16 protein-coding genes are annotated in these 14,110 nt (G+C 67.3%); 8 read left to right on the top strand and 8 right to left on the bottom strand.

Annotated features, from left to right (window positions below):
• Positions 1-7 precede the first annotated feature (7 nt).
• Positions 8-1,483 (top strand): protein adenylyltransferase SelO, encoded by a 1,476-nt coding sequence (locus tag JOD31_RS06585; RefSeq protein WP_204949516.1) that lies wholly within the window; start codon positions 8-10, stop codon positions 1,481-1,483.
• A gap of 82 nt (positions 1,484-1,565) precedes the next feature.
• Positions 1,566-1,793 (top strand): hypothetical protein, encoded by a 228-nt coding sequence (locus JOD31_RS06580; protein ID WP_204949515.1) that lies wholly within the window; start codon positions 1,566-1,568, stop codon positions 1,791-1,793.
• 60 nt (positions 1,794-1,853) lie between these two features.
• On the opposite strand, the gene JOD31_RS06575 is transcribed toward JOD31_RS06580, so the two are convergent.
• Positions 1,854-2,132 (bottom strand): hypothetical protein, encoded by a 279-nt coding sequence (locus JOD31_RS06575; RefSeq protein ID WP_204949514.1) that lies wholly within the window; start codon positions 2,130-2,132, stop codon positions 1,854-1,856.
• 273 nt (positions 2,133-2,405) lie between these two features.
• Between JOD31_RS06575 and JOD31_RS06570 the strand changes: the two genes are divergently transcribed.
• From JOD31_RS06570 to JOD31_RS06560, 3 genes are all read left to right on the top strand, one after another.
• Positions 2,406-2,603 (top strand): hypothetical protein, encoded by a 198-nt coding sequence (locus JOD31_RS06570; RefSeq protein ID WP_204949513.1) that lies wholly within the window; start codon positions 2,406-2,408, stop codon positions 2,601-2,603.
• Between the two features lie 148 nt (positions 2,604-2,751).
• Positions 2,752-2,931, top strand: a complete 180-nt coding sequence (locus tag JOD31_RS06565; protein ID WP_204949512.1) for a hypothetical protein — start codon at positions 2,752-2,754, stop codon at positions 2,929-2,931.
• 238 nt (positions 2,932-3,169) lie between these two features.
• Positions 3,170-4,846 (top strand): electron transfer flavoprotein-ubiquinone oxidoreductase, encoded by a 1,677-nt coding sequence (locus tag JOD31_RS06560; RefSeq protein WP_204949511.1) that lies wholly within the window; start codon positions 3,170-3,172, stop codon positions 4,844-4,846.
• Between the two features lie 2 nt (positions 4,847-4,848).
• Here JOD31_RS06560 and JOD31_RS06555 read toward each other — a convergent pair whose 3' ends face one another.
• Complete coding sequence (locus JOD31_RS06555) at positions 4,849-6,951, bottom strand: hypothetical protein (RefSeq protein ID WP_204949510.1); 2,103 nt, start codon at positions 6,949-6,951, stop codon at positions 4,849-4,851.
• A gap of 260 nt (positions 6,952-7,211) precedes the next feature.
• Positions 7,212-7,841: a hypothetical protein gene (locus JOD31_RS06550; RefSeq protein ID WP_204949509.1), complete on the bottom strand. Its 630-nt coding sequence runs from the start codon at positions 7,839-7,841 to the stop codon at positions 7,212-7,214.
• A gap of 1,237 nt (positions 7,842-9,078) precedes the next feature.
• Between JOD31_RS06550 and JOD31_RS06545 the strand changes: the two genes are divergently transcribed.
• Positions 9,079-9,567 carry a DUF3617 domain-containing protein gene (locus JOD31_RS06545; protein WP_204949508.1) on the top strand — a complete coding sequence of 163 codons (489 nt, stop codon included), beginning with the start codon at positions 9,079-9,081 and terminating at the stop codon, positions 9,565-9,567.
• A gap of 58 nt (positions 9,568-9,625) precedes the next feature.
• Here the strand turns inward: JOD31_RS06545 and rpsU are convergent, their stop codons facing one another.
• Complete coding sequence (gene rpsU, locus JOD31_RS06540; RefSeq protein WP_020188035.1) at positions 9,626-9,946, bottom strand: 30S ribosomal protein S21; 321 nt, start codon at positions 9,944-9,946, stop codon at positions 9,626-9,628.
• A gap of 315 nt (positions 9,947-10,261) precedes the next feature.
• On the opposite strand from rpsU, the gene JOD31_RS06535 reads away from it, so the two are divergent.
• Positions 10,262-10,477: a hypothetical protein gene (locus JOD31_RS06535; RefSeq protein ID WP_020188036.1), complete on the top strand. Its 216-nt coding sequence runs from the start codon at positions 10,262-10,264 to the stop codon at positions 10,475-10,477.
• A 31-nt stretch (positions 10,478-10,508) separates the two neighbouring features.
• Positions 10,509-10,931 (top strand): FKBP-type peptidyl-prolyl cis-trans isomerase, encoded by a 423-nt coding sequence (locus JOD31_RS06530; RefSeq protein ID WP_204949507.1) that lies wholly within the window; start codon positions 10,509-10,511, stop codon positions 10,929-10,931.
• Between the two features lie 68 nt (positions 10,932-10,999).
• Here the strand turns inward: JOD31_RS06530 and JOD31_RS06525 are convergent, their stop codons facing one another.
• From JOD31_RS06525 to trhO, 4 genes are all read right to left on the bottom strand, one after another.
• Positions 11,000-12,388, bottom strand: a complete 1,389-nt coding sequence (locus JOD31_RS06525) for a GntP family permease (protein WP_204949506.1) — start codon at positions 12,386-12,388, stop codon at positions 11,000-11,002.
• A 37-nt stretch (positions 12,389-12,425) separates the two neighbouring features.
• Positions 12,426-12,956 carry a gluconokinase gene (locus JOD31_RS06520; RefSeq protein ID WP_204949505.1) on the bottom strand — a complete coding sequence of 177 codons (531 nt, stop codon included), beginning with the start codon at positions 12,954-12,956 and terminating at the stop codon, positions 12,426-12,428.
• A 128-nt stretch (positions 12,957-13,084) separates the two neighbouring features.
• Positions 13,085-13,303: a SlyX family protein gene (locus JOD31_RS06515; RefSeq protein ID WP_428980901.1), complete on the bottom strand. Its 219-nt coding sequence runs from the start codon at positions 13,301-13,303 to the stop codon at positions 13,085-13,087.
• A complete protein-coding gene (gene trhO / locus JOD31_RS06510) occupies positions 13,300-14,049 on the bottom strand; it encodes an oxygen-dependent tRNA uridine(34) hydroxylase TrhO (RefSeq protein WP_204949504.1) in 750 nt (249 codons plus the stop codon). Before trhO ends, JOD31_RS06515 begins: the two co-directional genes overlap by 4 nt.
• Positions 14,050-14,110 lie beyond the last annotated feature (61 nt).

Raw genomic sequence — 14,110 nt, 5'->3', positions numbered from 1 at the left:
GACCCCAGTGACGCTCAGCATCCCCTTCGACAACAGCTACGCCCGCCTGCCCGACGCGTTCCATCGCCGGACGCCGCCGACGCCGGTGGCCGCGCCGCGCCTCGTCGCGCTGAACCGCGGGCTCGCCGATGAGCTGGGGCTCGATCCCGGGGCGCTGTCGGGCGAGGCGGGGGCGCAGGCCTTCGCCGGCAACGCCGTGCTCGCCGGGTCCGATCCAATCGCCGCCGCCTACGCCGGGCACCAGTTCGGCCAGTTCGTGCCGCAGCTCGGCGATGGGCGGGCGATTCTGCTGGGCGAGGTCCTGGACCGGGCGGGCCTCCGCCGCGACATCCAGCTCAAGGGTTCGGGCCCGACGCCGTTCTCGCGCAACGGCGACGGGCGCGCGGCGCTGGGGCCCGTGCTGCGGGAGTACCTCGTCAGCGAGGCGATGGCCGCGCTCGGCGTGCCGACCACGCGGGCGCTTGCGGCGGTGACGACCGGCCAGCCGGTGCACCGGGAGCGCAAGCTGCCGGGCGCCGTGCTGACGCGCGTGGCCGCGAGCCACATCCGCGTCGGCACCTTCCAGTTCTTCGCCGCCCGCCGAAACCTCGAGGCGCTGACCGCGCTGGTCGATCACGTCGTCGCCCGGCACTATCCCGAGCGCGCCGCGCGGCCCGACCGGGCGCTCGCGCTGCTCGAAGGCGTCGTCGCGCGCCAGGCGGCGCTCGTCGCGCAGTGGATGCACGTCGGCTTCGTGCACGGCGTCATGAATACCGACAACTGCTCGATCGCGGGCGAAACCATCGACTACGGCCCCTGCGCCTTCCTCGACGCCTACGATCCCAAGGCGGTGTTCAGCTCGATCGATCGCCACGGCCGCTACGCCTTCGCCAACCAGCCCGCGATCGCGCACTGGAACCTGACGCGGCTGGCCGAATGCCTGCTGCCGCTGATCTCCGACGACGAGGACCGCGCCATCGCCGAGGCGACCGAGGCCCTCGACGGCTTCGCGCCCGCCTTCGAGGCCGCATATTTCGCCGGCTACCGTGGCAAGCTCGGCCTGCGGACGGAGGAGGCCAGCGACGCGGATCTCGTCCAGGAGCTGCTCGACCGCATGGCCGAGGGCATGGCGGATTACACCCTGACCTTCCGCAGACTTGCGGCGGTCGCGGAGGGCGACCCGGAGGCCGCCGCGCGCGATCTGTTCGTCGATCCGACGGCGTTCGACGCCTGGGCGGAGCGTTACCGCGAGCGGCTCGCGCGCGAGCCCGACGACGCCGGCGTGCGCCGGCGGCGGATGGAGCGCGCCAACCCGGCGCTCATCCCGCGCAACCATCTCGTCGAGGCGGCGCTGGCCGCGGCGGTCGAGGACGGCGACTTCGCGCCCTTCGACGCCCTGCGCGCCGCGCTGTCCGACCCCTACGCCCCGGAGGCCGACGCCTCGCCCTACGCCGACGCGCCGCCGGTCGCGGAGGAGCCCTACCGGACGTTTTGCGGCACCTGAGCGGGAGCCAAGGCGGACAGGGCGCGGCCCTTGGGCTAGGAAGCGGGAGCTTTCACGGTCGAACCTGACGGAGATGGACCCCATGTCGCCTGCCGAGTACCGCGCCGCTCTGGCCGAAGTCGGGCTCTCGCTCTCGAGCGCGAACAAGTTCTTTCAGGCCGACGAGCGCACCACGCGGCGCTGGGCCGCGGACGACAACGGCAAGGATGTGCCGCGCGCCGTGGCGATCACGCTCCGGCTGATGGCGAAGTACAAGCTGACGCCCGAAGACGTCACGGTGCTGATGAACGAGGCCGAAGACGCCGGCTGAGCGATGCGCGGCGCCGGCGGTGAGGCCGGCGCCGCGCATCCGGGACGGACGATCCGTCGGTCAGCGCCAGTCGTTCTTGCGCTCGCGCCACTCGCGGCGGCGATCCTGGGCGTCTTCGCGACGCTCCCGCCGGACGTGCTGGGCCCTGCGGTCGGCGTCGCGGCGGGCCTCCCATTCGCGCCGCGCGCGGCGGTCGTCCCGCCGTCCGCGGTAGTCCTCGCCCACCACGATGGTGCTGCGTTCGTAGCCGTATCCGCCGCCGTAGCCGCGCCGTTCGCCGTTGCAGCCGGCGAGCGCCAGGGCGCAGGCGCCGACGGCGAGCAAGATCATCGGTTTCATCGGTCGTTCTCCCACTGCGTCCATCGTTTTGGGATCGATGGACGGTTTTCGACGCCGCGACCGCGCGCCCGGTCCCTCGGCGAGGGCGCGGCCCGGCGCGCGTGCGAATCCCACGCGTTGCGCGGGGGGCCTCTTCTTACCGCATCAGGACGGATCTGGTTACCGCAGGCGCTCCGCTGCGACGCATGCGCGCGGAAAACGTAAAATAGTTTGACAAATTGCCGGCTCGTTTCAACATGCAGGGCGTAACGCCACCGCATGAGGAACGACACAATGGCTGAAGAGACCGCGTCCGCGACCGACGCCGAGAAGGCTGCAAAGCGCGAGGCCAAACGCGCCGCGCGCGTGGCGGCGGGCGCCGAGGCGAAGGCCGCGGCGCGCGAGGCCGCCAAGGCGGCGCGCGTCGCCGCCAAGCGCAAGGAGCGCCGGGCCGCGAAACCCAAGGCGTCGCCGGCCGCCGAGCCGGCGTGAGCTAGGCCGCCGAAGCAGAGGGAGGCCGCCCCGCGGGCGGCTTCCCTGCGACCCACGCGCGCAAGACGCGGCCAATATTGCGTTGCGGTACGTTGACTCGCGCCCAACGCTTTCCCACACTCGGCGTCAACTCGCTGAGGGGTGGGCAATGAACGATTTCGAAAGAGATTTCGAGGATCGGGACAGGGCTTCCGAGGACGCGGACTGGGGCTTTCGGTCCCTGAGATGGGAGCCCGCCGCGGCGCACCGCGTCGCCGAGCAGGAGCGGCGCGAGGTCAACGAGGGCCGGCAGCGCTGCCAGCAGTCCGCCCCGCAGGAGCGCCGCTGAGCCGGCGGCCGCTGCTCCAGCGACGCGCGCGAGCCGCCCCTTCGGGCGGCTTTTTCATGCGCCCGGCCCCGCCCCCGCGTGTCGCCGCGGACACGCCGCCCCGCGGCTCCTCCACCTTTGGTCACGAATTGCTCGCTTCGGACGATCGTCGCCCTAGCCTTGGACGGGCAGGGATGCGAACCGTTCCAACGTGCGCCGCAGCGCACCCAAAGCGTTGAGTTGAGGAGCCAGGGCTGACATGAGCGATGGAGCGGCGGGCGCGGCGGATCTTCCCGAGCGCGAGGGCATGGACTTCGACGTGGTCGTGGTCGGCGGCGGCCCGGCGGGCCTCGCCACGGCGATCCGCCTGAAGCAGCTCGACCCCGAGCTCTCCGTCGTCCTGCTGGAAAAAGGCTCCGAGGTCGGCGCCCATATCCTGTCGGGCGCGGTGGTCGATCCGATCGGCCTCGACGCGCTGCTCCCCGACTGGCGCCAGGACGAGACCGTCTTCGCCAAGACCGAGGTGACCGACGACCGCTTCCTCTACCTGACGGAGAAAAGCGCGATCCGGCTGCCGGGCTTCGGCATGCCCAAGATCCTGTCGAACCACGGCGCCTTCGTCGTCTCGCTCGGCGACGTCACGCGCTGGCTGGGCGCGCAGGCCGAGGCGCTGGGCGTCGAGATCTACCCCGGCTTCGCGGCGAACGAGATCCTGTTCGACGACAAGGGCGCCGTCACCGGCGTCGCGACGGGCGACATGGGGATCGCGAAATCCGGCGAACCCGGCCCGAACTACACCCGCGGCATGGAGCTGCGTGGGCGTTACGTGATCTTCGCGGAAGGCGCCCGCGGCCAGCTCTCGAAGCAGCTCATCAACCGCTTCAAGCTCGACGCCCATTCCGAGCCGCAGAAATACGGCCTCGGCCTGAAGGAGCTGTGGCAGGTCGATCCGGCGAAGCACAAGCCCGGCCTCGTCCAGCACTCCTTCGGCTGGCCGCTCGACGACAAGACCGGCGGCGGCTCGTTCCTCTATCACTTCGGCGACGGGCTGGTCTCCGTCGGCTTCGTGGTGCACCTGAACTACGCCAACCCCTACCTCTCGCCCTTCGACGAGTTCCAGCGCTTCAAGACGCACCCGGCGATCCGCGACACCTTCGAGGGAGGCAAACGCCTCTCCTACGGCGCCCGCGCCATCACCGAGGGCGGTTTCCAGTCCGTGCCGAAGCTTAGCTTCCCCGGCGGCGCTCTGGTCGGCTGCGCGGCGGGCTTCGTCAACGTCCCCCGCATCAAGGGCAGCCACAACGCCATCCTGTCGGGCAAGCTCTGCGCCGAGCATGTGGTGGACGCGCTGAAGGCCGGCCGCGCCCAGGACGCGCTCGACGCCTACGACGCCGCCTGGCGCGACAGCGCGATCGGCAAGGACCTGAAGCCCGTCCGCAACGTCAAGCCGCTGTGGTCGAAGTTCGGCACCCGCCTCGGCGTCATGCTCGGCGGCCTCTCCATGTGGGCGGAGCAGTTCGGCCTCTCGCTGTTCGGCACGCTGCCCCACGGCAAGCCGGACTACGCCGCGACGGGCGAGGCGAAGGACTTCGCGCGCATCGCCTACCCCAAGCCCGACGGCAGGATCAGCTTCGACAAGCTCTCGTCCGTGTTCCTGTCCAACACCAACCACGAGGAGGACCAGCCCCCGCACCTCAAGGTGAAGGACATGTCGCTCCAGAAGACCTCGGAGCACGACGTGTTCGCGGGGCTCAGCCAGCGCTACTGCCCGGCGGGCGTCTATGAGTGGGTGGAGGAGGGCGCGGACGCGCCGCGCTACCAGATCAACGCCCAGAACTGCGTGCACTGCAAGACGTGCGACATCAAGGACCCGAATCAGAACATAGTGTGGGTCGCGCCGGAGGGCGCGGGCGGGCCGAATTATTCGGGGATGTGAGCTTAAACTTTTTTGACGATTTTCAACTGACCTCGATCTGTTTCGATGTCGTAGAAGTTTAGTTGGTCCTGCAGGTGAAGTCGATGTGCCTGGGATCTTAGTCGTTGGACGATTATTTTGTTGATAAGGCTACGTAGTGTAACTTTATCGTATCCGAGCGCATTGCAGATAAGGTTGTAAAGACTAAAGAGGCTTACGAGCGATATAATCACTTTCCAAATCGTTAGATCTGTCAGATATCCTGTAATATATTGATAAACTGCTAGAATGCAAATAAAAATCATAACTGATCTCGCAATAAAATCCACAGAATTGGCTATTTTGTTAATATTATCGACTAGGCCATTCAGCTGTTTTTCGCTTCTTGATTCAAAAAGTTGTGCTGCTTTCTCGGCTTTAGCGAGTTCTTCTTGTGCCTTTTCGCTTTCGATCTGATGCTGAGATATTTTTGCCGCTGCTGCAGCGCGATCGCTTGCAATCTGGTCTTCATATTTCTCCCTGACCTCGTCGGCGGTAGCCTCGCGGATCACGTCTAATAGGCGCTCTGCATTTTCTGCGGATACTACGTTCTCGTTGTTGAATGTTTCATCGGTGAGCTTCTGGACGCTCCGACTGTCCAGCATTAATAAGTTAAACTCGTCAATTCTAGATGATGTAACCTTTTTGAGTTGATCTGCGAGAGCACGGCGAACCTCTGGCCTGAGCTGAAGCACTCTATCACAAGATGCAATAAGATGCCCACGCGGGATTGCATCATTCTGACCAAGGCCGGTTCTAAGCCAAGCAATCGTGGCTAGCTCTCGCTGGTGAACTATCGGAGATTCTTGTCCTTCAAGGATAATTCTACTCTGCAAGCAATACTTTCTTGTGTGCCTAACGAAGGCATTGTTTCGCGTGACCATAACGTAACGGTTACTGAATATGTCGATAGCGCTGCGACCCTCACGAAGCCTAATGGTTAAAGCGGCTGCAGTAGCGTCGTGTTCTCGCGCATTTAGCTGCTCAACCCAACTAACAGACGCTAAAAAGTCTTCGTACTGCTCTGATGTAAAATATTTATGAAGATACGGATTATCATTTAAGGAGATCTGCCTAATAGTAATGCCTAACCGTTCCAAGGCAGCTTCTGGATTATTCGCTACTGCGCGAACATATTCAATTGATGTTTCTTTCTTTATGAGTGCGTTGTGCGTGTACCCGTGCCGTAAGCTGGGTTCCAAGGTCAGCATGCCTCGCAAATTTCTTTGCATCTCTAGGCACGTGATAGGGAAAACGATTAATCGAGCTCCAATAGCCCGAAGAGAGTCGAGTATGGCAGAGATATCCTCTTTGTGTGCATGGCCCGAGCAGCCAAGGTAATCTAATGCGAGAGGAGCGTCGATTATGATTGTTAAGCTGGTTTTTGCTTCAGACGTCGTCGGCTTTATAAAATCTTCGACAACTTCTGTAAGCAATGCAATCGATGCCAGTCTTACCAAATGTTCCGTGTATTTCGGGTGCTTTCGAAGGAGGTATCGAACAAAACGGGCGCAGATGTACCGATCATTTGGATCTAGAGGGCGTCCCCCTTCCTCAAGCTTCTCAAGAATTGATTGTGCCTCTCCAGAAGGTTCAAGATAGCCGAACTCGGGTGAGTAGGCACCTTGTCCTTGTGAGTCCATCGAAACAAGAAATCGTATTAGTATATCTTTAAGATCGTCGCGATTTTTATGATAACTAAGAAGATCAGAAACTAGTACCGGAAACCGTTCAAATAGATCAATTATTTCTTCGAATATTAAAGTAATTCCGGTCTCGTTACCGCTAGCCTGCGATTGATATCGAACAATATAGGCGGCGTCCCGACCCGATTGATTGATTTTCCTGAGTATTCCCTTTCGTTCGAGGCGAGGTATGAATTTCTCGGCAATGTCTCCAGTGAAGCGCCATCCGTATAATCGGTGCACTCCGGTTGCGAATAACCTATGATCGAAAATTTTGTTGTCGAATGCAGACAGTACGGGATCAAAAAATGGTATCAATGCATCTAGAACGTCGCCCTGGCCTCCGCCTAATTCAGACAATGCCGAATAAACTCGCAGGGCTTGGCGGGTGAGGGTACTCAAAGTCGCGACTCCGCGGATGACACGTAATTCGTGCATGCTGCACGTTTCGGTCCTCGATTCCTATCTATCGATGTTCGGCAATATGTTCACGAATGGCGGTTAAGCTGGACCTTTAGATGGCCTGCCACTCCCGAACTGGGGCTGTCAGCGTTCTCTCCTCGATCTGACCGTCAACTGGGCCGCACAGCAACTGACTGAAAATGCAGTCGTGGATGCCGGGCTTTGACGGACATGACGCAGCGCGTGGTCCGAGGGGCGGTCTATCCCGCCCGCCCCATAGCCTGCCCCACATAGACCACCGCGGCGCACCCCACGGGAAAGACGATCTCGTTGACGGCGAGCGCCGCGATCTCCGGCGCTGTGGCGAGCGCGGCTGACAGGCGCAAGGCGAGCGCCGCGCCGCCGAAGACGAGGCCGACGGCGAGGCCCGTCGCGGCGTAGGGCGGCAGCCTCTGGACGCCGCGCTGGACAAGCGTCGCGAGGACGAAGCCGAGCACGGCGTATTCGACCGCCTTCAACCCGGCGAGCGCGATTAGGGGGAGGGCGGCGGGCTTCGCGCTCAGGCCGATCGCGGCGCTGAGCGTCTGGTTCATGGCCTTGGCGGCGGCGACGCCGAGCGGCGCGAACAGCGCGGCGATGAGGCCCGCTAGCGCCGCCTTCGCCCGGAACGCCGACACCCCGACCGAGGCCCCGAGGCACACCACCGCCGACCAGGCGACGCCCGCCGCGAGATCGACCGCAAAAGCTGCGGCCGGTACGGAGGCCCCAAAACTCAGCTTCGCCGCCAGCACCAGCCCCTGCACGGCGAAGCCGAGCAGCACGGCGAGCGCCGCGAGCGTGGCCAGGCGTCGGAGCGGGTCGTGGGTCTCGGGGGCGGGCAGGCTGGTCATGCGCTCATGTTTCGCAGGCGCCGCGCTGGCGTCAATGGCCGGGCGGGCCGGCGCCTTCGTCCCCCTCCCCCTTGCGGGGAGGGGTTAGGGTGGGGGTGGCGCAGAACGGCGCGCGCCAACGCCGAGCGGCGGCGTGGGCGGACCGGCTCATCCGGAACCACCCCCACCCCCGGCCCCTCCCCACAAGGGGGAGGGGAGACCCACGCGCGGGCCTTCGGCGAGGGGGCCACCCACCGCCGTCGTCCTCCGGCTTGACCGGAGGACCCACCTCAAGCGTCGAGCGCCACGCCTGACATGGGTGGTCCGGTCAAGCCGGACCACGACGGCTCGCGGGGGCGGGGGGGCGGCCCGCACGACGCTGCCGCAAGGTGCGGGGACCGTTCCGCCGCATCGCTCCGGGCCACCCGCCCCGTCGTCCTCCGGCTTGACCGGAGGACCCATCTCCAGCGTCGAGCGCCACGCCCGACATGGGTGGTCCGGCCAAGCCGGACCACGACGGCGCGTGGAAGGAAGCGCAGAGGGCGCCCCCACAACCACCCTTGACTTTATTCCTATCACCCTGCACCTTTTCCCGGCCACTCCCCGTCACGGGAGGCGTGTCCGGACCGGCCGGCCATGCGGGGAGGGGGCGGCGCCTGCGGCGGGGATGACCGGATGTCACCGCCCCGGGACGTCTGAGCTGCGGGGCCTTCCCGGCGCGCGCGTTCCTCATGAGGGCGCAAGGGCCGAGAAGCGTTGCGAGGCCCGCCCGCACTACGACGGGCGCCCTACACCAGGGTCGGACCCGCCTGAACGCGGCGGCTTGGCCTCCGGTCCCAAAGGCCGAAGGCTTCAGCCCCCCGCGAGGGACGCCACATACAAGCCAGGGGGTCGCCCTCAGGTTTGGAAAGGCCTCCCGGCAGGAGCGCCCCGGAGCCGACTGCAGCCAGGCGCGAAACCGCCGCGCGCGGAACGTCGGGCGACCGACATCTGCTTTCTACAGAACAGGGTGGCCCGGCGTTCCGCGCCTTCCCGGTTTCACATTGCGTGGAGTCGTCATCGCAGGGATCGAACGGCCGTGGGGCGAATAAGCCCCGGCGGGCGGATTTTCGCGTGCGGAGGAGGCGGGATCGATGGGGATCACGGACCAACGGGCGATGGACGAACGCCGCGCGGCGGGCCAGCATCGCGGCCGATCCGGCGCGCGACAGAACGCCGGACGCGTCATTTCGAGGAGCGCCCTGTCTTGAGGACCGCCATGCACGCCGCCCGTCTCGCCCTGATCGCCGGTTCGCTCGCCCTAGGCGGCGCAGCCCTCGCCGCCTCGCCGCCGTCGCGCGCGCCGGGCCTGTGGGAGACCGCGACGATCACCGACGCCGGGCGCACGGTCGCGAAGGAGTGCGTGGGGGCGGGGACCGACCGGCTGGTGCGCCAGGCCATGACGGGGCTCACCTGCCGCAACGACGACTTCAAGCGCACCGAGGACGGCGGCTACGCGGCCGGCGCGATCTGCCGGTCGGGGCCGACCTCGATCGACAACAGAATCGTGGTGTCGGGGGATTTCGAGAGCTTCGCGCGGGCCGAGGCCACCACCGTGATGACGGGGCTCGCGGGCGAAGTGGGCGGCGAGCGCCGCTTCCGCACCACCATCGAGGCGCGGAAGCTCGGGGAATGCGCGCCCGGCCAGCGGCCGGGCGACGTCATTCTGTCCAACGGCACGGTGATCAACGTGCCGGCGGGCAAGTGAGCGGGCAAGTGAGCGAGGCGTGCTGACGCGTGAGCGAGGCCTGGGGCCTCGCTTCGACTCAGGTCCGGTCGAAGCCGCCGGTGGCCGGGGCCGCGCCGCCGGCGCTGGGCGCGCCTGCGCCGAAGCGCGGCGAACGGGCGCCGCCGACGGGACGGGGCTTCTTCTTCGGGCCGGGGATCAGGCCTTCGCGCTGGGCGGCCTTGCGGGCGGCCTTGCGGGTGCGGCGGACGGCCTCGGCCTTCTCGCGGGCGCGCTTCTCGGACGGCTTCTCGTAGGCCTTCCGCTGGCGCATCTCGCGGAACACGCCTTCGCGCTGCATCTTCTTCTTCAGGACCTTGAGGGCCTGGTCGATGTTGTTGTCGCGTACGAGAACCTGCACGTCGTCTCCTTCAAGCTCGATGTGTGCGGCGCGGGGCCGGGAGCGATAGCGCTTGAGAACGCGGAGACGTTCCGGCGCACGCCGTCAAAAGGAACAAGTCGCGCCCGAGTGGCGCGAGGCCTTCGTGGGTACGGCTTAGGCGAACAAAGGGCCGGACATGCGAAGCCGCATCAGTCCGGCGCGGCCGCGGGCGCGACGCCGGCCCACGGGAGACGCTTCAATTGGGGGCGGAGGCCCGGATGTCAAGTGCGCGATGTCCGCAGCGCCCGCAAAGAGCGCGCTGTCGCCGGCGTGCGCGGCATGGTATCAAGACGGATGTCAGACCGCATCCATCGTTACAAAGTCGGCCAGCACGTCTCGCTCGCCGCGTCCGCCTACGGCCGCACGGCCGCCGAGGTCGAGATCGTCCGGCTCATGCCGGCCGAGCGCGACGACCTCGAGCCGCAGTACCGCGTCAAGAGCCGCGGCGAAAGCCACGAGCGCGTCGTCGGCGAGGGCATGATCGCCTCGCCCTTCGGCGCCGGCGCCTGATCCCACATCCTCGGGAGCTCGACCCATCCTCATGACCTTTCTACGCAGTCTTTCGACCGGAGCCTTCGTTCTCGCCATGACCCTCAGCGCCGCCGCCGCCGAAACCAAGACCCTGCCTTCGGGCCTCGCCTATGTCGACGAAGCCGTCGGCTCCGGCCCCGAGGCCGTGCCCGGCAAGACGGTGCAGGTGCATTACACCGGCTGGCTCGACAAGGGCGGCGAGAAGGGCGCGAAGTTCGATTCGTCCCGCGACCGCGGCCAGCCCTTCGCGTTCGCGCTGGGCGGCGGCCAGGTCATCAAGGGCTGGGACGAGGGCGTCGCCGGCATGAAGGTCGGCGGCAAGCGCACGCTGACGATCCCGGCCGAGCTCGGCTACGGCGCGCGCGGCGCCGGCGGGGTGATTCCCCCGAACGCCACGCTGATCTTCGACGTGGAGCTGCTCGGCGTCCGCTGAGCGGCCTTCGTCGCATCGACCTGATCTAACGACGGGCGGGATCCCACGGGTCCCGCCCGTCTCGCGTTTCAGGCCAGCACGAAGATCAGGCCCGCCAGCGCGAAGCCCATGACGCCGATCAGCGTCTCGAGCACGGTCCAGGTCTTCAGCGTGGTCTTCACGTCCATCTCGTAGAACCGGCCGACCAGCCAGAACCCGCTGTCGTTGACGTGGCTGAGCGTCACCGAGCCCGCCGCCAGCGCCAGCACGATCGCCGCGAGCTGCACGCCCTCGTAGCCGGCGGCCGAGACCGCAGGCTGCACGAGGCCCGCCGCGGTGATCAGCGCGACCGTCGCCGAGCCCTGCGCGACGCGGAGCGCGGTCGCGATCACGTAGGCCGCGATGAAGATGTGGAGCCCCATGCCGTTCAGCGCGCCGGCGAGCGCGTCCCCGATCCCGCTCGCCCGCAGCACCGCGCCGAACATGCCGCCGGCGCCCGTGATCAGGATGACGGCGCAGACAGGCCCCAGCGCGCCGTCGATCAGTTTCTCGATGGTCTGGGCGCTCTCGCCGCGGCGCACGCCCAGCACGTAGGAGGCGACGAGCACGGCGACCAGCAGCGCGACCGGCGTCGCCCCGAGCGCCCGGGCCACCTGGAACCAGGTCGCGTCGCCGTCGGCGAGGCCCATCGAGCGCAGGCCGTTCAGGCCGGTGTTGACGAAGATGATGGCGAGCGGCAGCAGCAGCAGCCACACCACTGTCGAGGACTTCGGCGGGTTGGCCTTCCGCTCCTCCTGCGGCCCTCCCGCGAGCAGATCCGGCACCGGCAGCACGATCCGCCGGCCGATCCAGACGCCGTAGAGGTAGCTGGTCACGTACCAGGTCGGGATCGCGATCGCGAGGCCGAGCAGGGTGACGAGGCCGACGTCGGCCTTCAGCAGTTCGGTCGAGGCGACGGGGCCGGGGTGCGGCGGCACGAAGACGTGCATGACCGAAAAGGCGCCCGCGACCGGGATGCCGTAGCGCAGCAGCCCGCCGCCGAGACGGCGCGCGACCGAGAACACGATCGGCAGCATCACGACGAGGCCGGCGTCGAAAAAGATCGGGAAGCCGAAGATCAGCGAGGCGACGCCGAGCGCGAGCGGTGCGCGTTTCTCGCCGAAGAAGCGGATGAGGTCGTCGGCGAGCGCCTGGGCGCCGCCGGACACCTCGACGAGCCGTCCCAGCATGGCGCCGAAGCCGACGAGCAGCGCCACGGGTCCGAGCGTGGCGCCGAAGCCGTTCACGAGGGTGTCGATGACCTTTCCCGGCGCCACGCCGGTCGCGAAGGCCGTCACCAGACTGACCAGCACCAGCGCGACGAAGGCGTGGACCCGCAGGTAGATGATGAGAACCAGAAGCGCGAGGATCGCGACGGCCGCGATCATCAGCAGGGGTCCCGCGCCGAGGGCGGGCGCGGCGGCGGCGGCGGCGTTCATGGCGGCTCCTAGGGACGCTGAAGTGAGGCGGCGGACATCAACTGCGGGCCAGTCCGAGCTTTGCGACGCCGGCCGAGATCACCTCCTCCGGCGTCGCCGAGACGTCGACGATCACGCCGTCCTCGTCGTCATCGAGCGGCTCGAGGTCCGCGAACTGGGAGGCGAGCAGGGACGGCGGCATGTAGTGGCCTTTGCGGGACGCCATCCGGCCCTGGATCGTGTCGACCTCGCCCATCAGCTCGAGGAAGCGGACGCGGGCGTCGGCGCCGCGCAGCACGTCGCGGTAGCGCCGCTTCAGCGCCGAGCAGGTGACGACCGTGCTCTCGCCGGCCTGGGCCTTCGCGCTGATCCAGTCCCGGATCAGCGCCAGCCAGGGCGCGCGGTCGTCGTCGTCGAGCGGAATTCCGGCCGTCATCTTGTCGATGTTGGCCTGCGGGTGGAACCGGTCGGCCTCGGCGAAGGCCCAGCCGAGCCGCGCCGCGAGGCCTTCGGCGGTCGTCGTCTTCCCGACGCCGGACGGCCCCATGACGACCACGCAGGTGATGCCGTTCCGTCCCTCGGTCGTCATGTCGCGTCTCCTCGCCGGGCGGTCGCCGGTCGGGGAAACATTACGCGCAGCGGGCCCGCGGCAAGGGGCCGCTGCTCACGTCGCCGTCTGACGTCACCGCCACCCCGGCCGCGCGAGCCGAGGCGCCGTCAGTAATGCGGCGGCGGACGGTCGACGGGCGCGACGCCGCTCGCCGCGTCGTCGAGCCGCTCGCCGAGCGCGGCCGTCTGGCGCTGGAGCGCGTCGATCAGCGCCCACTGCTGGGTGATCGTCTGGTTCAGGCTTTCGATGGCCTCGTCCTGATAGGCGATCCTGATCTCGAGCGCCTCCAGGCGCTCCATCAGCGTCGTCTCGCTGCTCATCGTCATGGCGTCGTCTCCTCCGGAGGAATCTCGGCCAGGCCGTGGCCGAGCGCGATCCTGTCGTCGAACACGAAACAGGTCCCCCGCCACAGGCTTTCGGCGGATGGGACCTCCTCAAGATACTTCAGCACGCCGCCCTTGAGTTGGCGAACGTCGGAGAACCCTTGCGCCAGCAGGTGGGCGCTCGCCTTCTCGCAGCGGATGCCGCCGGTGCAGAACATCGCGATCGTCCGGCCGCGGGCGTCGCCGAGCCGTTCGGCGGCGAACGCCTTGAAGTCGCTGAAGCGCCGGGTCCGGGGGTCGATCGCGCCCTCGAACGATCCCATCTCGACCTCGAAGGCGTTGCGCACGTCCACCACGACGACGTCGTCGCGGGCGATCAGCGCGTTCCAGTCCGAGGGGGCGACATAGGCGCCGGCGCGGACGGACGGGTCGGCGGCGGGGTCGCCGAGGGTGACGATCTCGCGCTTCACTTTCACTTTCAGGCGCCCGAACGGCGCCTGGGCGGCGGTCGAGAGCTTGAGCTCCAGGCCGTCGAGCCGGCCGGCGAACGGCGGCCCCTCGCGGAGTTCGGCGAGGAACGCGTCTAGCGCCGCCGGCGGCGCGGCCACCGTGCCGTTCACGCCCTCCGGGGCGAGCAGCACGGTCCCCTTGACGTCGTGAGCCTCGCAGAGCGCGCGCAGCGGCGCCTGCAGCGCGGCCGCGTCCGGCAGCGACGTGAACTGATAGAGAGCGGCGACGGCGTAGGACATGCGCTGCCTCTAGCAGGCCCGGCCGCGCGGGAACAGGCGCACGGCCGCAGGGCGGCGGACT

The organism is Methylopila capsulata (genome assembly GCF_016907975.1).
GTDB classification, from domain to species: Bacteria; Pseudomonadota; Alphaproteobacteria; order Rhizobiales; family Methylopilaceae; genus Methylopila; species Methylopila capsulata.
The sequence above is the reverse complement of the archived record's forward strand: the minus strand, read 5'-3'. Positions and strand labels throughout refer to the sequence as shown.